13 protein-coding genes are annotated in these 17,563 nt (G+C 65.9%); 2 read left to right on the top strand and 11 right to left on the bottom strand.

Annotation, left to right across the window (positions count from 1 at the left end):
- Positions 1-28: 28 nt before the first annotated feature.
- The 4 genes from kdpC to XARJCFBP2528_RS10050 are packed head-to-tail and all read right to left on the bottom strand — an operon-like array spanning position 29 to position 4,668.
- Positions 29-682: a potassium-transporting ATPase subunit KdpC gene (kdpC, locus tag XARJCFBP2528_RS10065; RefSeq protein ID WP_026064462.1), complete on the bottom strand. Its 654-nt coding sequence runs from the start codon at positions 680-682 to the stop codon at positions 29-31.
- Between the two features lie 3 nt (positions 683-685).
- Complete coding sequence (gene kdpB, locus XARJCFBP2528_RS10060; protein ID WP_016903098.1) at positions 686-2,734, bottom strand: potassium-transporting ATPase subunit KdpB; 2,049 nt, start codon at positions 2,732-2,734, stop codon at positions 686-688.
- 11 nt (positions 2,735-2,745) lie between these two features.
- Positions 2,746-4,560 carry a potassium-transporting ATPase subunit KdpA gene (gene kdpA, locus XARJCFBP2528_RS10055; protein ID WP_016903099.1) on the bottom strand — a complete coding sequence of 605 codons (1,815 nt, stop codon included), beginning with the start codon at positions 4,558-4,560 and terminating at the stop codon, positions 2,746-2,748.
- 15 nt (positions 4,561-4,575) lie between these two features.
- Positions 4,576-4,668, bottom strand: coding sequence for a potassium-transporting ATPase subunit F (locus tag XARJCFBP2528_RS10050; protein WP_006452907.1), 93 nt, complete (start codon positions 4,666-4,668; stop codon positions 4,576-4,578).
- A gap of 1,208 nt (positions 4,669-5,876) precedes the next feature.
- Between XARJCFBP2528_RS10050 and XARJCFBP2528_RS10045 the strand changes: the two genes are divergently transcribed.
- The gene (locus XARJCFBP2528_RS10045) at positions 5,877-6,215 is read left to right on the top strand and encodes a hypothetical protein (protein WP_016902631.1); all 339 of its coding nucleotides are present in this window, start codon (positions 5,877-5,879) and stop codon (positions 6,213-6,215) included.
- 40 nt (positions 6,216-6,255) lie between these two features.
- On the opposite strand, the gene XARJCFBP2528_RS10040 is transcribed toward XARJCFBP2528_RS10045, so the two are convergent.
- Together XARJCFBP2528_RS10040 and XARJCFBP2528_RS10035 are read right to left on the bottom strand one after the other, a co-directional pair.
- Positions 6,256-7,182, bottom strand: coding sequence for a DMT family transporter (locus tag XARJCFBP2528_RS10040; protein ID WP_039811035.1), 927 nt, complete (start codon positions 7,180-7,182; stop codon positions 6,256-6,258).
- Positions 7,179-7,970, bottom strand: a complete 792-nt coding sequence (locus XARJCFBP2528_RS10035) for a PhzF family phenazine biosynthesis protein (RefSeq protein WP_039811099.1) — start codon at positions 7,968-7,970, stop codon at positions 7,179-7,181. Before XARJCFBP2528_RS10035 ends, XARJCFBP2528_RS10040 begins: the two co-directional genes overlap by 4 nt.
- Before the next feature lie 130 nt (positions 7,971-8,100).
- Here XARJCFBP2528_RS10035 and XARJCFBP2528_RS10030 point away from each other — a divergent pair, with 130 nt between their 5' ends.
- Positions 8,101-9,510 carry an aminotransferase-like domain-containing protein gene (locus XARJCFBP2528_RS10030; RefSeq protein WP_047124637.1) on the top strand — a complete coding sequence of 470 codons (1,410 nt, stop codon included), beginning with the start codon at positions 8,101-8,103 and terminating at the stop codon, positions 9,508-9,510.
- A 611-nt stretch (positions 9,511-10,121) separates the two neighbouring features.
- On the opposite strand, the gene fghA is transcribed toward XARJCFBP2528_RS10030, so the two are convergent.
- The 5 genes from fghA to XARJCFBP2528_RS10005 form a co-directional block, all read right to left on the bottom strand.
- Positions 10,122-10,952 carry an S-formylglutathione hydrolase gene (gene fghA / locus XARJCFBP2528_RS10025; RefSeq protein WP_016902627.1) on the bottom strand — a complete coding sequence of 277 codons (831 nt, stop codon included), beginning with the start codon at positions 10,950-10,952 and terminating at the stop codon, positions 10,122-10,124.
- Between the two features lie 58 nt (positions 10,953-11,010).
- Complete coding sequence (gene gfa / locus XARJCFBP2528_RS10020; protein WP_026064350.1) at positions 11,011-11,586, bottom strand: S-(hydroxymethyl)glutathione synthase; 576 nt, start codon at positions 11,584-11,586, stop codon at positions 11,011-11,013.
- Positions 11,587-11,654: 68 nt separating this feature from the next.
- Complete coding sequence (locus XARJCFBP2528_RS10015) at positions 11,655-12,764, bottom strand: S-(hydroxymethyl)glutathione dehydrogenase/class III alcohol dehydrogenase (protein WP_016902625.1); 1,110 nt, start codon at positions 12,762-12,764, stop codon at positions 11,655-11,657.
- Positions 12,765-12,827: 63 nt separating this feature from the next.
- Positions 12,828-13,103, bottom strand: coding sequence for a formaldehyde-responsive transcriptional repressor FrmR (frmR, locus tag XARJCFBP2528_RS10010; RefSeq protein WP_016902624.1), 276 nt, complete (start codon positions 13,101-13,103; stop codon positions 12,828-12,830).
- Between the two features lie 279 nt (positions 13,104-13,382).
- A complete protein-coding gene (locus XARJCFBP2528_RS10005) occupies positions 13,383-16,958 on the bottom strand; it encodes a PAS domain-containing sensor histidine kinase (RefSeq protein ID WP_235444143.1) in 3,576 nt (1,191 codons plus the stop codon).
- Positions 16,959-17,563: the final 605 nt, after the last annotated feature.

Genomic DNA, 17,563 nt, shown 5'->3' with positions numbered 1-17,563 from the left:
TCGCAAAGCCTACAGCTGCCCGATGATCCTAGTGCTTTTGCTTCACCCCATTCTCGATTCCCGACTCCCCATTCCCAGCGCGATCCAGCGCCAGGTTCAGTGCCAGCACATTCACCCGCGGCTGCCCGAGCAGGCCGAACTGTGGCTGTTCGGTGGCGGCCTGTACCAGCGCGGCCACGCGCTGTTCCGGCCAGCCGCGCGCGGCGGCGACCCGGCGCACCTGGACCTGGGCACCGGCCGGGCTCAGGTGTGGATCCAGGCCACTGCCGGATTGGGTGATCAGCTCGGCCGGGACCGCCTCCGGTGCGATGCCGTCGCGTGCAGCCACCTCTGCGCGCGTGGCGGCGATGCGGGTTTGCAGGTCGGGATTGGAACGCGCCTGGTTGCTGCCGGCCGCCGCGGTCGGGTCGTACTTGGCCGCCGAGGGGCGTGGCTGGAAATAGCGCGCATTGGCAAACGGCTGCGCCACCAGGGCCGAGCCGACCACACGCGCGTCATCGCGCAGCAACGAGCCATGCGCCTGCTCGGGGAACAGTGCGCCGGTGATGCCGGTGGCGACCAGCGAATAGCTCAGGCCCAGGCCCAGCAGGATGAACAATGCCAGCATCACCGCCCCGCGCAGGGCGCCGTCGTCGCGTAACGGCTGCGCCGTGGACGTACCGGTTTTCGAAGAAATCGTCATGACTCAGTTCCCCAGGGTGGCGACAAGCGCCAGGTCGATCAATTTGATCGCGGCAAACGGCAGCAACACGCCACCCACGCCGTACATCAGCATGTTCCGGCGCAGCAGGGCCGTGGCGCTGGACGGGCGAAAGCGCACGCCGCGCAACGCCAGCGGAATCAATGCCGGGATGATCAGCGCATTGAAGATCAACGCCTCCAGCACCGCATGCCGCGGGTTGGACAACTGCATCACGTTGAGCGCGGCCATCGACGGAATCGCTGCGGCAAACAGCGCCGGCAGGATCGCGAAGTACTTGGACACATCGTTGGCCAACGAGAACGTGGTCAACGCACCGCGCGTGATCAGCTGCTGCTTGCCCACCTCGACCACTGCCAGCAGTTTGGCCGGATCCGAATCCAGATCGACCATGTTGCCGGCCTCCTTGGCCGCCTGCGTGCCGGAGTTCATCGCCAGGCCCACGTCGGCCTGGGCAAGCGCCGGCGCATCGTTGGTGCCGTCTCCGACCATCGCCACCAGCCGCCCGCCGGCCTGCTCGGCACGGATGCGGGCCAGCTTGTCTTCCGGGCGCGCCTGGGCGATGTAGTCGTCCACGCCGGCTTCGGCGGCAATCGCGGCGGCCGTGAGCGGGTTGTCGCCGGTGATCATCACCGTCTTGATGCCCATCGCACGCAGCTGCGCAAACTTTTCCTTGATGCCCTGTTTGACCACATCGCTCAGCTCGACCACGCCCAGCACATGCCGGCCTTCGGCCACCACCAGCGGGGTGGCGCCGCCGCGCGCGACTTCTTCGATGCGGCCGTTCAACTCCGGCGACACCGTGGCGCCCTGCGCCTGCACATAGGCCACGATCGCATCGCCGGCACCCTTGCGGATGCTGCGCCCGGCCAGATCCACGCCGGACATGCGGGTCTGCGCGGTGAAGCCGATGAAATGCGCGCCCTCCGGCTCGACCGCCACCGCGCCCTGCTGGCGTGCCAGCTTGACGATGGATTTGCCTTCCGGAGTAGGGTCGGCCAGCGAGGCCAGCATTGCCGCATCGCGCAGCTGCGCACGGTCGATGCCGGCCAGCGGATGGAACGCGGTGGCCTGCCGGTCGCCGTAGGTGATGGTGCCGGTCTTGTCGAGCAACAGCACGTCCACGTCGCCGGCCACTTCCACCGCCTTGCCGGATTTGGCCAGCACATTGGCAGACAGCGCGCGGTTCATGCCGGCGATGCCGATCGCCGGCAACAACCCGCCGATGGTGGTCGGGATCAGGCACACCAACAGCGCGATCAGCAACAACGGATCCAGCGTAACGCCGACGAAGCCGGCGATCGCCGGCAGCGAGGCCACCACGATCAGGAAGGTCAGCGTCATCGCCGCCAGCAACAAGGTGAGCGCAATTTCGTTCGGTGTCTTCTGCCGGTTGGCGCCTTCCACCAAGGCGATCATGCGATCCAGGAAACTGTGCCCCGGCTCGGCGGTGACCTTGAACACGATCTCGTCGGAGAGCACGCGCGTTCCGCCGATCACGCCACTGCGATCGGTGCCGGCCTCGCGCAGTACCGGTGCCGATTCGCCGGTGACCGCCGCTTCGTTGATCGTTGCAACGCCGCGCACGATCTCGCCATCGGCCGGGACGAATTCGCCTTCGGACACCATCACGTAGTCGCCCGGGCGCAGCTCTGCCGCCGGCACGCGGGTCTCGCGGCCGCCGAGTGCGGTTTCCACCCGGCGGGCGACCAGATCCTTGCGCGCACGCCGCAACGATGCGGCCTGCCCACGCCCGCGCGCCTCGGCGATGGCCTCGGCGAAATTGCCGAACAGCACGGTGACGAACAGGATCGCCGTCACCGCCCAGCCGAACCCGGCATTGCCATACCCGCTGGCGGTGATCACCGCCGCCAGCAGCGTGCCACCCATCACCACCGCCATCACCGGGCTGCGCAGCAGATGCCGCGGTGCCAACTTGAGGAAGGCCGCGCGCATCGCCGCCACCAGCACGGCGGCGTCGAACAACGCCGCGTCACCGCGCGCGCGTTTTTCAGTCGTATCGATCGTAGACATTGCTCAAACTCTCAGGACGCCGCCAGGGCGAGGTGTTCAGCGATAGGACCCAGCACCAGTGCCGGCATGAACTGCAGCACGGTGAGCACCAGCACGATCGCCATCAGGGTCAGCGCGAAGGTTGGCGTTTCGACCTGCAGGCTGCCGGCCGATTCCGGCGCGCGCCGCTTCACCGCCATGCGCGCGGCCACCATCAGCGGCAGGATCAGCGCGGGATAGCGGCCCAATGCCAGCACCGCCGAGCAACTCAGGTTCCACCAGTACGTCGCATCGCCCAGGCCTTCGAAACCCGACCCGTTGTTGGCGAAGGCCGAGGTGTACTCGTAGAACACCTGGCTGATGCCGTGGAAGCCGGGATTGGAATTGGCGGTAAATGCCGGCACCGCCAGCGCCACTGCGGTGAAGCCCAGCACCACCAATGGCTGCAGCAGGATCAGCAGCGCAAGCAACTGCACCTCGCGCGCTTCGATCTTGCGGCCGAACAACTCCGGCGTGCGCCCGGTCATCAAACCGGCCAGGAACACGCTCAGCAGCAGATACACCACGAACTGCTGCAGACCGCAGCCGATGCCGCCCCAGATCGCGTTGATCAGCATGTCCACCAGCGTGACCAGGCCGCTCAACGGCGCCAGCGAATCGTGCATCGCATTGACCGAGCCGTTGGAGGTCTGCGTGGTCAAGGCCGCCCACAACGCAGACGCATCTGCGCCGACACGCACCTCCTTGCCTTCCATCAAGGCAGCCGAGCTGGCGCTGGCCGAATGCGCTTCGGACCACAGCAACAGCGCGGTGGATGCGACCGACATCGTCAGCATGGTGCCGAATACCAGCGCGGTGAGACGCTTGCGCCCGGTCAGGTAGCCGACCATGAACACCACGCTCATCGGCAACAGCACCAGCGCCAAGGTCTCCAGCAGGTTGCTCAGCGGCGTGGGATTTTCCAGCGCCACCGAACTGTTGGGGCCGTACCAGCCGCCACCGTTGGTGCCGAGCTGCTTGACCGCGACCATCGCCGCAACCGGCCCGACCGGAATGGTCTGCTTGGACATGCCCGCGCTGCTGTCCAGCGGTGCGGCGGTAGCCGCACCCTGCAGCGTGGAGGGCACGCCCTGCCAGCCGAGCAGCACGGTCCACAGCAGGCATAGCGGCAGCAACACACGCACGCTGGCGCGGATCACATCCGCCCAGTAATTGCCGACGTCTGCCTCCGGCAATGCCTCCAATCCGGAAGCCGACTGCTGCCGCCCCTGGCGCGGCATGACGACCTCTGGCTCCTCCAGCCCAGCCACCCGTGGCTTGGCGCTGGCCGTCGCATTGGATGCCAGCAAGGTGTCGGACACAGTTGCGACCGCTCGCCCACCGAACAATGCGCGCAAGGTCGCCACCGCCAATGCCAGACCCATCATCGGCGTCACCACCTGCAGGCCGACGATGCCGGTCATCTGCGCCAGGTACGACAACTGCGCCTGGCCCGAGTAGTGCTGCTGATTGGTGTTGGTGACGAACGACACCATGGTGTGTAGCGCGGTGTCCCAGCGCATATTCGGAATGGCGTCCGGGTTGAACGGCAGCCACCCCTGGGTCATGAACACTGCCCAGGTGAGCAGGCCGACAACCAGGTTGCTGAGCAGGAACGCCACCGCATACCCACGCCACGACATGCCCTGCTGCGGGCGGGTACCGAGCAACGCATACAACGGCCGTTCGATCCAGCCGAACAGCACGTCGCCACGCATCGGGGCGCCGCGCATCACCGCTGCCAGGTAGCGGCCCAGGGGCCAGGCCAGCACGATGGCCAGCGCGTAGACAAGGAGAGTTTCAATCATTGGAGCGCACTCGCATCAGAAGTCTTCGGGGCGCAGGACCACGTACAACAGGTACGCGGCGGCAACGAGTACGGCCACGCCGCACAACAGGGACAACCAGGCAGGCATGTCGGCTACTCCCCGAGGCGCGCGCAACGCGGCGCGATGGATGCGAGATGCGACGGCGCATGCAGCGTCTGCAGGCCGACAAGGCAAAGCGCTGCCGCACCGCGCGCGCAGCGGCGATGGAGCAGACAGGTCAAGGGATGCATCGGGATCGTCCACGGCGGAACCGCTCCGCCAACCCGCGCAGTGTCTTCCCGGGCTGCGTAAAGTCGCTATGGACCTGCAACAGCCGCCGCGTAAATTCCGCATAAATGCTGTGTGGCGACGGTCTGCAGTCACGTCTCCACGCTATGCAGCCGTTTCCGGGCAACTTCGGCCTCCAGTCACAACTCAGGACGACCAGGTTTTGAGTCAGGGCGTTATGAGGTCGGAGCAAAGCCTCGTTGGTCGAGGGCGCGGTGCCCTCGCCACTTCCGGGACACGCCGTGAATCCGTCCATGGAGGCTCCTTGGCGGCATTCATGCCGCCAAGGGTCCCGGAACCGGCAAGGTCACCGCACCAGGACGTTTTGAGGTTGCTTCATCGAAAGCCTGCTAACTGCTCGGCTCGTCTTGGCAACTGATTAGCCATGCTGCAAACACTGCATGCCACGCCCTGCTCGCCCGTGCACACCGACTATCTGGACTGGCCCTTGCCCGCCCACCGTCGCGGGACCTTACGCGGCATGGATGCCGCGTAAGAGCCTACATGGACGTACTTGCGGCGTGTCCTGCGATGGTGGGCGGGCAAGGACCCTGCAGTAAACTTACAGCGTCGAGGGCGCGGCAAGGACACCGCACCGGCTGCGGCTGTTTTGTTGAACACCATGCGCACCGACCATCTGGACTGGTCCTTGCCCGCTCACCGTCGCGGGACCTTACGCGGCATGGATGCCGCGTAAGAGCCTACACGGACGTACTTGCGGCGTGTCCTGCGATGGTGGGCGGGCAAGGGCCCTGCAAAAAAGCCGCAGATCAACCGCTCTACAGCAGACCTATCTGCGCGACCTACTCCCCTAATGTCCTAAGACACAAAGACAACCGGAGCTCCGAGTTGCATCCTCGTTCTCCAGAGGCAGTCAAAAAATGGCGGGACGAGCACACAGCGCCCTCCCCGCTCGCGGAACAGCCCGTGACTCCGCACCTGGAGGCTCCCACGTGTCCACACCTGTCGACGGAGCGCTCACCGCCGCTGCACTAACGTACCGGCGTCATCCATCAGAGTCCTTGCACATGTCTGTCAGCTACTCGATCAGCCTGCCCGACCCCAAGCTCGCCCGTGGCGGCGATGCGAGCGTGAGCTTTAGTGCCCATGGTGCCGAGGCCTTTGCCGAACAGTTGCAGGCCGCCTTGCGCGATCCGGCCTGGTTCGATCGCTGGCGCCAGCTGCAGGCCGACCCGGACGCAGTGGACCCCAGCCTGGGCGTGACCGATCCGTCGGCCACGGTTACCGGCAAGCAGGGCGATCTGCGTGTGGACCTGGTCGCCACCACCAGCATCCCCGGCGACCTGCTCAAGCAACGCATGCAGGCCCTGGCCGGGCACCACTGGGAACTGCGCGACGTGCGTTGAGTTCCACGGCTGCCGCGTGCACTGCGCGGCGGCACTTTGCTCAGGCCGGTGCGCTGTCTGCCACACGCCGCGGCCAGCGCCATTTCAGATTCACCGCCAGCGTGCCCACCACGATCAGTGCCAGGCCCAGCCACTGCACCGGCACCAATGCGTGGCCGTAGAGCAGATAGTCCAGCAGTAGCGTCACCAGCGGATACACGAACGCCAGCACCGCAATCGTGGCCACATGCAGATGGCGATAGGACGAATAGAACAGCACATAGACGATACCGCTGTGGATCACGCCCAGGCCCGCCAGCCACAGCCAGTGCAGGCCCGGATGCAACGCCGCACTGCTGGAAAACCCGGCCAGCAGGAACGTGCCGACCCAACACTGCACCGTCACCACCGCCAGCGGCCGCTCGCGGCTGATACGGCGCGACATCAGCAGCGACGCACCGCATAGCAACGCCGCCAACAGCGTGAGCGCGATGCCGATCAGATAGCCACGGTCGGCCGCCTGCCACAACCGGGCCGGATTTGCCGAGCAGGCCACGCCGACGAATGCCAGCAACGTCCAGCCCAGATCGGCGCGCCGCGTGCGCTCGCCTTGCACCAGCGCGGCCAGCAGCAACATCACGAACGGAAACACGTGGTAGACCATGGTCGCCACGCCGATCGACGAGCGCGCCATGCCGGCGAACAACGCCACCCAATTCAACACCAGCAGCACACCGCTGATGATGGCATCGCGCAACAGCGCACGCTCGCGCCATAGCCCTCGCAGCTGTCCACCGACCAAGCCACATGCGGTAAGAAACAGCGCCCCGAACAGGCAGCGATAGAACACCGCTGTCACCGGATCCTGCCCGCTTTCGTGGACGAATACGCCGACCGAACCGATCAGGACTTCGGCAACCAGCAATTGCCAGACCGCCCGTCGCCCAGCGCCGGCCGATACTGCATGCACGGATAGGGGAGTGTTCATAGCGCAATGGTTCCCTGCAGATACTGGACAGCGCTGCCGCGCACGTAGACATGCTGCGGCTCGACCCGACACTGCAGTTCGCCGCCACGTGTGGAGGCCTGCAGCGCGGTGAGCTGCGTCTTGCCCAGCCGCCGTGCCCACAGCGGCGCAAGCGCGGCATGAATCGATCCGGTAACCGGATCTTCGCTGCCGCCGTTGGACGGCCAGAAATAGCGGGAGACAAAATCATGCTCAAGGCCTGGCGCGGTGACCGCCACATCGCGCGGCGCCAGTGCCAGCATCCGGCCCAGATCCGGCGTCACCGCACGCACCTGTGCTTGGTCGGCGTAGACGGCGATATAGGCCTGCGCGTTCGCATAGACAGCTTGGGGCGCGATCGATAACGACTCAGACAACGCGTGCGGCACCACTTGCAGCAGCGACGGCGCTTGGTTGGGAAAGCGCAGCTCGAAGCTGCGCTCATCCATCCTGGCAACGGCGATCTCACCGACAGCCGGCGCACGCAAGCGTAGTGGAAACGCCGCCAGCTGGTGCGTCGCGATCACGAACGCGCTGGCCAAGGTCGCATGCCCGCAGAAGCCGACCTCCTTGAGCGGTGAAAACCAGCGGATGTCGAACACCCCGCTGTCGTCGCGAACAAAGAAGGCGGTCTCCGAAAGACTGTGTTCACTGGCGATGGCCTGCATCACCGGCTCCGGCAACCAGGCCTGCAACGGCACCACGGCTGCCGGATTGCCCTTGAAACGCATCGTGGTGAACGCATCGACGATAAACACAGGAAGCAGCACGGCCAACCTCACAGAAGGAAATCCATACCTGGCGTACTCACCGGGCACGGCCAGTCTGCAACGTGCTACCCGACCATCACAGATTCAGATACGCTGCAAATCGACCAATACAGATGGAAGGCGCCCGCAAATGCTGCTGTACGAATCGCTGGCCACGCAGCTACGGCAGCAGATCGAAGGCGGCATCTTGCGTGCCGGCGAGCGCCTGCCCTCGATCCGGCAACTGGCCGCCAACCATGGCATCAGCACCGCCACCGCCGTGCAGGCCTGCCTGCAACTGGAACGCGAAGGGCGCGTGCAAGCGCGCCCGCGCTCGGGCTACTTCGTGCGCAGTACGACGCCTGCATTGCCGGCCGCAGCACCCGTCACACGTCGGCGCAAGCCGGGCATGGTCGACAACCCGGCCTTGCAGCGCGTGCTCGACACCTTGGCACGTACCGACCTGGTGCCACTGCACACTGCCACCCCCGCGCCTGAGTTATTGCCCACCGCACAACTGGCCGCGGCCCTGTCGCGGCAGCTGCGTCGCCAGCGCTCGGCGGCGTTGGATTACGCACCGCCGCAAGGCCACCCCGCACTGCGCCGGCAGATCGCACAACGTTATGCACACTGCGCAACCACCGTCGATGCGGAAGAAGTGGTGATCACCGCCGGCGCAATGGAAGCGATCAGCCTGGCGCTGCGCACGCTCACCGCGCCAGGCGATGTGGTGCTGGTGGAAACGCCCACGTATCACGGCATCCTGCAGGCGGTGGCGGCACTGCGCCTGAAGGTGCTGGAAGTACCCAACCTTCCCGGCCAGGGTATCGATGTCGCGCGTCTGGATACGCTGCTGCAGCGCACGCCGGTGCGTGCGGCGGTGCTGATTCCCAACTTCAACAATCCAAGCGGCAGCCTCACGCCCGACAGCGCCAAGCGCGCATTGCTCGACAGCTGCGCACGCCATGGCACCGTGGTGATCGAGGACGATATCTACGGCGAACTGGATTGGTCGGGCCAACGTCCACGTCCGCTGCGCCATTTCGATACCCATGCCAACGTGATCACCTGCGGCTCGTTCTCCAAGGTGCTCTCGCCCGGCCTGCGGGTGGGGTGGTTGCTGGGTGGCGACTGGACCGACGCCCTGGTGCGCGCCAAGTACTTTTCCACCGTCGGCAGCGCCAGCCTGCCGCAACTGGCACTGGCCGATTACCTGGCGCAACACGATCTGGAACGGCATCTGCGCAAGCTGCGCCGCACCCTGGCCGACAACGGGCAGCGGCTGCGCGATGCCATCGTGCGGCATTGGCCGCAAGGCACGCGCGTGGGCGACCCGGCAGGCGGGTTATCGCTATGGCTGCAATTGCCCGACGGCGGTAGCGGCCAGGCCGTGTTCGAGGCCGCGCTGGCAGAACGTATCGGCACCTCGCCCGGTCATCTGTACTCCAGCCGTGGCGACTACGCAGATCACCTGCGGCTGACCTGCGGCCAGCCATGGAGCGACACGCTGGAGCGTGCGATGCGCCGATTGGGCAAGCTTGCGGCGCAGGTGGTGCGTTAGCCGTTCTTGGTTTGTGGCAATGGCTATAGCCGACAAGATAATGATGTGACGCAGCTGGTCGACGCAGACTTCGGATGCGATAAGGCTGCTTGCGCGCCTTAGCAGAAAGTTTGCAGGGCGTTGTGTTGAAGCCTGCCTGTTGAATGCGCTGTATTGAAAAGCTGACAGGACGCCGTTATCCAAACAACGGCACGCCATGCTCTGCTTGCACCAGCACACCGACCATCTCGCTTGGTCCTTGCCCGCTCACCGTCGCGGGACCTTACGCGGCATGGATGCCGCGTAAGAGCCTACATGGACGTACTTGCGGCGTGTCCCGCGATGGTGGGCGGGCAAGGGCCCTGCAGCCACGCCACAGATCAGCCGCTCTAACGGCCAACTTTCGCGCTCCACCAAGCTTCGCCGTCCCCTCATCCGCCCGTGAGCCCGTACCCTCATCCGCCCCTGCGGGGCACCTTCTCCGATGGGAGAAGGGAGGTCGATTCGACGCCTTGCTCAAGCCGCGGCCCACGCAACACGGCAGCGCTGCTGCGCGACAATGCAACGTAACGCAATGCGCACCACCATCCACCATCGCATACCACGCATCTACTGCGCACTCGACCAGCCGATCAACCACGCAATGCCGCGGCATGGTGTGCGATGTGTTCGCCGATAAAGCTGGCGATGAAGTAGTAGCTATGGTCGTAACCGGGCTGCAGCCGCACCGTGACCGGATAATCGGCGGCCTTGGCAGCCTGTTCAAACAGCGGCGTCTTCAGCTGGTTCTCGAGGAATTCGTCGCCATCGCCCTGATCGATCAACAGCGGCAGGCGCTCCTGCGCCTGTGCGATCAACGCAGTGGCGTCGTACGCTTGCCACGCTGTGCGGTCCGCCCCCAGGTACTGGCCGAATGCCTTCTCGCCCCACGGCACCTGGCTGGGCGCCACGATCGGCGAGAATGCCGACACGCTGCGATAGCGGCCCGGGTTTTTCAACGCGATGGTCAAGGCGCCATGGCCGCCCATCGAATGGCCGCTGATCGCGCGCGCACCGGTGGTGGCGAACTGCGCTTCGATCACTGCCGGCAATTCGTTCACCACATAGTCGTACATGCGGTAATGCGCCGCCCACGGCTGCTCGGTGGCGTCGACATAGAAGCCGGCACCCTTGCCGATGTCGTAGCCATCCGCGTCGGCCACATCGTCGCCACGCGGGCTGGTGTCGGGCGCGACAAGGATCACGCCATGCTCGGCCGCATACCGCTGCGCGCCGGCCTTGCTGATGAAGTTCTGTTCGGTGCAGGTCAGCCCGCTCAGCCAGTACAGCACCGGCAACGGGCCATCGGCGGCCTGCGGCGGCAGATAGACGCCGACCTGCATGCTGCAGTTCAAGCTCTGCGACTGATGCCGGTAGACGTCTTGCCAGCCGCCGAAGCAGGCATGGTGTTCGATACGTTCCATGAGATTCCTTCGATAAAAACCTGCGGCCGGCACGAGCGCCGGCCGCGGGGGTGGGCGATCAGTGCAGCAAGCCCTTCTTGCGTGCCACATTGGCGGCCAGCGCATCCATCAATCCCGGCGACAGGCAGTCGTACGGGGTCAGCCCGAGCTCGTTGAGACGCGCGCGCACGCCGTCCATGTCCGCCGGCGGCGTGCCGGTTTCGATGATGGAGGACACGAACGCCGCAAAGCCCGGCGGCGACCAGCCCGACTGCTGCGACAGCTCGGTATGGATGAAGTCCAGCCCGTAAAACGCGTGCCCCTTGTCTTCGATGCGACCGAACATATGCACGCCGCAGCCGGTGCACGCATGCCGCTGGATCGCCGCGCTTTCGTCGACGACCTTGAGCTTTTCCGCATGCGCGGTCACCGTGACCTTGTCGCGCGGCACCACCGCAATCACTGAAAACGTTGCGCCTTCCGGCTTCCAGCATTTACTGCAGCCGCAGGCGTGGTTGTGCGCGGTCTGCGCAGCCACGTCCACGGTCACCTTGTCGCTGGCGCAGTGGCATTCAAGGGTTCCGCCCTGAAAGCTTTCTGCACCGCCACGCGCTACACCACTGTCTACCGAAGGATGAATCGAGACGCTGGTCATCATGCCCCTCCCGGAGTATCGGGTACCACGTGCGCGGAAGCGGCCGCGCGCCGCTCCTGGCCGTACGGTCAGAAATGGATCACGGTGCGGATCGACTTGCCTTCGTGCATCAGGTGAAAGGCCTCGTTGATCTCTTCCAGCGGCATGGTGTGGGTGATGAACGGATCGAGATCGATCTCGCCCTTCATCGATTGCTCCACCATGCCCGGCAACTGGGTCCGTCCCTTGACACCGCCGAACGCCGACCCGCGCCACACGCGGCCGGTCACCAGCTGGAACGGACGGGTGCTGATTTCCTGGCCGGCGCCGGCCACGCCGATGATGACGCTCTCGCCCCAGCCCTTGTGGCAACACTCCAGCGCCGAGCGCATCACGTTGACGTTACCGATGCACTCGAAGCTGAAATCCACGCCGCCATCGGTCAGCTCGACGATGACCTCCTGGATCGGCTTGTCGTAGTCCTTGGGGTTGATGCAATCGGTGGCGCCCATGCTGCGCGCCAGATCGAACTTGCCCGGGTTGGTGTCGATGGCCAGGATGCGCCCGGCCTTGGCCTGCACCGCGCCCTGGATCACCGCCAGCCCGATGCCGCCCAGGCCGAACACCGCCACGCTTTCGCCCGGCTTGACCTTGGCGGTGTTGTGCACCGCGCCGATGCCGGTGGTGACGCCGCAACCGAGCAGGCAGACCTTTTCCAGCGGCGCTTCCGGGTTCACCACCGCCAGCGAGATCTCCGGCACCACGGTGTACTCGCTGAAGGTGCTGCAGCCCATGTAGTGGTAGATCGGCTCGCCGTTGTAGGAGAAGCGCGTGGTGCCGTCCGGCATCAGGCCCTTGCCCTGGGTGGCGCGCACGGCCTGGCACAGGTTGGTCTTGCCCGACAGGCAGAACTTGCACTTGCGGCATTCGGCGGTGTACAGCGGGATCACGTGGTCGCCGACCTTGACGCTGGTCACGCCCTCGCCGACCTGCTCGACGATGCCACCGCCCTCGTGGCCCAGCACGGACGGGAAGATGCCTTCCGGGTCGTCGCCGGACAGCGTGAACGCGTCGGTGTGGCACACACCGGTGTGGGTGATGCGGACCAGCACTTCGCCGGCCTGTGGCGGTGCGACGTCGATCTCGACGATTTCCAGCGGCTTGCCGGGTCCGAATGCAACTGCTGCACGGGATTTCATGTGGTGGCGCTCCTGACGATGGGGTTCAAGGACGGGCACGGCAGGCGCCGGCCCGGTGGGAGTTCATTTGAGATAGGACCGGACCAGCCCGAGCAGCTCCTGCACCCGCTCGGCGCGCTGCGCATCGGAGGCGGCGGCGTGGCCGAAGTCTTCGCGGATATGCGCTTCGAGCACCTGTGACATCAGCCCGTTGACGGCACCCCGGATCGCGGCGATCTGCTGCAGCACGGGCGCACAGTCTGCGCCCGCCTCCAACGCGCGCTCAAGCGCGTCGCACTGCCCGCGCAGGCGTCGCACGCGCGCTAGCGCCCGCTTTTTCTCCTGCGGCGAATGCGGCATGACGGCTCCGGCTAAATACTGGGGGGCAGTATATGGATTCGCCCGAAAAAATCCATGCCTGCGAGGAAGTTCGCTCAACCAGCGCCGAAGACGGCTGCTGCCTGGATCGGCGCCCAGCCGCGACAACATCCGCGCCAGCCATGGCGCTGACCGTCCATCCAGGCACCTGCCGCTCGTCGACCCGTGCTGCTGCGCTGCTGGGAATTAGGCGTGCCGGCCGCCGCTGTCGTCGCACTGCAGCACGCCACTGGCAGGCGTGTGCAGGCGCAGCACGCATCTTCAGCCGTCGTCGCTTTCCAGACGCATGCTCTCCGACACCGGCAGCTCGATGGTGCAGCGCACGCCGTCCGGCCCCAGCACGTAGGTCGTCTCGGCCTGCAGCTGGTACGGCAGCGCGCGTTCGATCAACTCGCGCCCATAGCCGGAGCCCTGCGCCGCTTCGCCAGGCGCCGGCATGTGCACGCCGGTCTCGCTCCACTCGATGCGCAGGCGGATGCCCTTGGCGGTACCCAGCAAGTGCCAGCGCACCCGCAACTGGCCGCCGGCCTGTGCAAGCGCGCCGTACTTGTTGGCATTGGTCGCCAGCTCGTGCAGGGCCAGCGCAAAGGTCTGCACGGTGCTGGAGCGCAGACGCACGCCGGCGGGGCCGTCCAGTGTCACGCGGTCGCCTTGGCCTTGCGCATCGATCGCGCCCATGGCCGACAGCTCGACCCGGATCAATTCGTCGAACAGGATGCGATCGCCATCGTTCAGGCGCGACAGTAGGCCCTGCACGCGCGCCAGGGCATCCAGGCGATCGTTGTAGATCAGCGCCAGCTCGGCGATGGTCTTGCTGCTGCGTTGCGTGCGATTGAAGACCACACGCACCACACCCATCAGATTGCGCGTGCGGTGCTGCAGCTCGGCCAGCAACACCTGCTGGCGATCTTCCCACTGCCGTCGTCGGGTCACGTCCTGGCCGATCTTGAGATAGCCCAGCGGCTCGGCGCTGCCATTGCGCAGCGGCCGCGTTGCGCCTTCGATGAACACGTGCCGGCCATCCTTGCATTGATGCCAGCGCACATTCGGCGCGCCGCCGGTGTAATGCGCCTGTTCGATCTCGCGCTGCGGCACGCCGGTCAGGCGATCTTCGGCAACGAAGGTCATCGCGATGTGTTGGCCGATCGCCTCTTCCGCGGTCCAGCCGAACACCGCCTCCGCACCCGGCGGCCAGGTCTGGATGTGTCCGCGCGTATCGGTGGTAAAGATTGCATAGTCGAGCGCGCTCTCCAGGATCACCCGGTAGCGCTCCTCGCTTTCGAGCAGCGCGCCCTGTGCACGCGCACGCTCCAGCGCCGCCCAGGTGCGCTCGGCGGTTTCCTCTGCCAGACGGATCTCGGCGGCATTCCAGTTGCGTGCGCTGCGTTGATTGACCACGAAGGTGGCCACCAGCCGGCCGCCCTTGATCAGCGGCACCACGATCAGCGCAGCGATCTGGTTGTCCAGGTAGGCTGCGCGCTGATCGTCGGGCAATGCAGGATCGGTGGCGGCATCGCGCACCACCCAGGTCTGCGCGTCGAGCAGCCAGGGCATCGGCCAGTCGGTCAACGCGAAGCGACGCGCATGACTGGTTTCATCGGGCTGATGCCAGTCGCGCTCGACCACGTACTGCTGCGCCCTGGCATCCACTTCCACGTAGTAGGCGCGGCCGGCGTTCAGATGCTCGCCCAGCACGCGTGCGGCCTCGCCCTGGATTGCGGCCGGATCGGGCAGTGGCCGCAAGGCGTCGGAGAGTTTCAGCAGGAAGGCATTGCGGTCCTGCACCTCGCGTAGCGCCGCTTCGGTGAGCTTGCGGTCGGTGATGTCGAGCACGAACTCGAAGCCGGTGCCATCGGGCAAGCGCTTGGACGCAAACAGGGCCCAGCGCCGGGTTCCGTCCTTGCACAGGTATTGGCGCTCATACGGTGTGGCGCTGCCCTTGGTCCTGAGTTCCTCGAACGCCCGCTCGCACAGGTCCCTGGCTCCGGGTGGGGTCAGCGCCTGCCAGGAGAGCGTGCCCGCTTCCACGTCGGCACGGCTATAGCCGCTCATTTTCAGGAAGGTGTCGTTGGCATCGGTGAGGCGGCCGCCCATGTCGAAGTAGGTCGCGCCGACGGTTTCGATCGTCAACGCGGTGCGGAAGCGTTCTTCGCTGGCACGCAGCCGCGCGTCGGCGCGTTTCTTGTCGGAGATGTCGCGGAAGTACACCGACATGCCGCCATCGTTGGTGGGATAGATGCTGGTATCAACCCAGTACCCCAACGCCGGCGACAAGGCTTCCAGTCTGACCACCTGGCGTGTCTGTGCCGCGCGCACATGCGCCTGATACGGAAGCGACCCGATCGAGTCGGGAAACTGCTCCCACAGCAGGTTTCCCAGCAGTTGGTCGCGTGCACGCCCCCACAGCAGCTCGGCTTTCTGATTGATGTAGGTGAAGCGCCCCTGCGCGTCGACGCCATAGAAGGCATCGGAAATACTTTCGAGGATGTCGCGATTGCGCTCGGCAAGCGCGCCCACTTCCGTCTGCACCTGGCGCTGCACCGTGACGTCCTGCACCACCGCAACGCCACCGGTCACACGGTCCTCTTCGCGTAGCGCCACCGCGGTGATGCGCAACCATCGCTGCGCGTTACGGGGATCGATGAAATCCACCGGCACAGTCGTGTCTTCGCCACGCAGCGCGCGGGCGCAGGGAAATTCCTGGATCGCGACCGCCTGCCCCTGCTGGTCGACACCGGCCCGCGGTTGCTCCTGCACTGATTCGCGCGAAGGAACCCGCTCTGCCAACTGGTCACGCAATTGTGGATTGCGGTAGGTGAAACGGCCTTGCGTATCGAACAGGCCAATTCCGATCGGAACCTGATCGAGCACATAGGTCAGCCGCGCCTCGCTCTCGCGTAGGTGTTCCTCGGCCTGCTTGCGCGCGGTGACATCGGCGCCGGCACCGAACCACTCGGTGACGCGCCCGTCCGCATCTAGTGCCGGTACCGCCTTGGTCGCCATCCACGCAATGCTGCCGTCGGCGCGTCGCACCCGGTGCTCGAACACGATCGCGCTGCGCGCGCGGATGCCTGCATCGATCCTGCTCCGCACCAGCGCCTGATCCTCTGCAGGGATGTAATCCATGATCCAGGAACGGCTGGTCGCCATCGCATCGGCAGCGCGTTCGCCGGCGGTCAGCTGGTGCATCTCGTCCCAGTCGGCGCTCATGCGGTAATGCACCTCGGAACTCGCCGCCGACAGCGCGGCCAGCCGCGATTCGCTGGTGCGCAGTGCCAGCTCGGCACGGTGGCGCTCGATGTAGTCGGCAGCCGTCCATGCGAGCAGTTCGAGCAATCTGAGTTCATGCTCCGCAGGCCGATACGGCACGGTGAACTGGGTCCCGAGCAATCCCAGCAGGCCACCAGCACGATTGAACAACGGAGTGAACTGGGCAGCACGGATGCCGCTGCACAGCGCTGCCTCGTAATCGGGGGTTCCCTTCAACGGGGTGAAGGTTTCGATGTCCTCGATCACCAACTGCCGGCGTTCGCGCCGCACGGTGTCGCAGGTCGCCTGAAAGCCGTCCTTCAGGAACTGCTGCACGAATGCACTGCGTTCGTCATGTCCGCGATAGACACGCAGCTCCATCTCGCTGTTGTGGGCGCTGACCAGTTGCACGCAGCCGCAATCGGTACGCGCGAAGGCACAGGCAAGCGCAGTGATTTCCTGTAGCGCGATGCGGGCATCGGCCTGTGCCGCCAGGCTGACCTGTAGTGCATGCAGGCGACGCATGCCGGAAAGCTCGTCCTGCAGCGCCGCGTTGTCCTGCATGGTGTCGTCGGGCACGGCACTCATCGTGTCCGGCTCTTGCCTGCGCGCATCGTCATCGATCATTCGTACCGGGTGAGCCCACACAGTGGGCAATCGATGGCGAAGAGCTTGTCAGTAGCGTGCTCGACACTGCCGAGTGTCGTCGGGTGCCTGGCGCACGGATAGGACCCGGCTGAAGCATCACGGAGGGAAATCGCTTCAGTCGGCCTCGCGACTGCCTGGCGATTGTCAGAGGATCCAGGTAGAGGCCGCCAAGCGCGGCCAGCGTCCGCTTCGTCCGGATCCAGCAGTGCGTCGCGCAGGGCGACCGCCGCTCGTGCGCAACCCACTCCAGCTGCAGCATCGCCGCCAGCAGCTGGAACCGACGGTAGGCGTGATCAGCACGATCAGCCGTGCCGCGGTAGTGGCGCGAAACCTTCGGCCTCCAGGCATTGCGACAGCGCGGGCGGTGGCGGGCCGACGGGCGGCGCGTCAGGCGCAGGCAACGCGATGCCTTGCGCGGTGGCACAGGCCTGCAACGCGGCGTCGAAGTCGGGATCATGGGGCGGCGGACCATGTGGTTCTCCAGGCCCGTGCGGGCCATCGGGCGCCGGGCCGTCGCGCCAGGGCCCGCCGGGCATCGGCGTTGG

The organism is Xanthomonas arboricola pv. juglandis, assembly GCF_001013475.1.
GTDB classification, from domain to species: Bacteria; Pseudomonadota; Gammaproteobacteria; order Xanthomonadales; family Xanthomonadaceae; genus Xanthomonas; species Xanthomonas arboricola.
The sequence above is the reverse complement of the archived record's forward strand: the minus strand, read 5'-3'. Positions and strand labels throughout refer to the sequence as shown.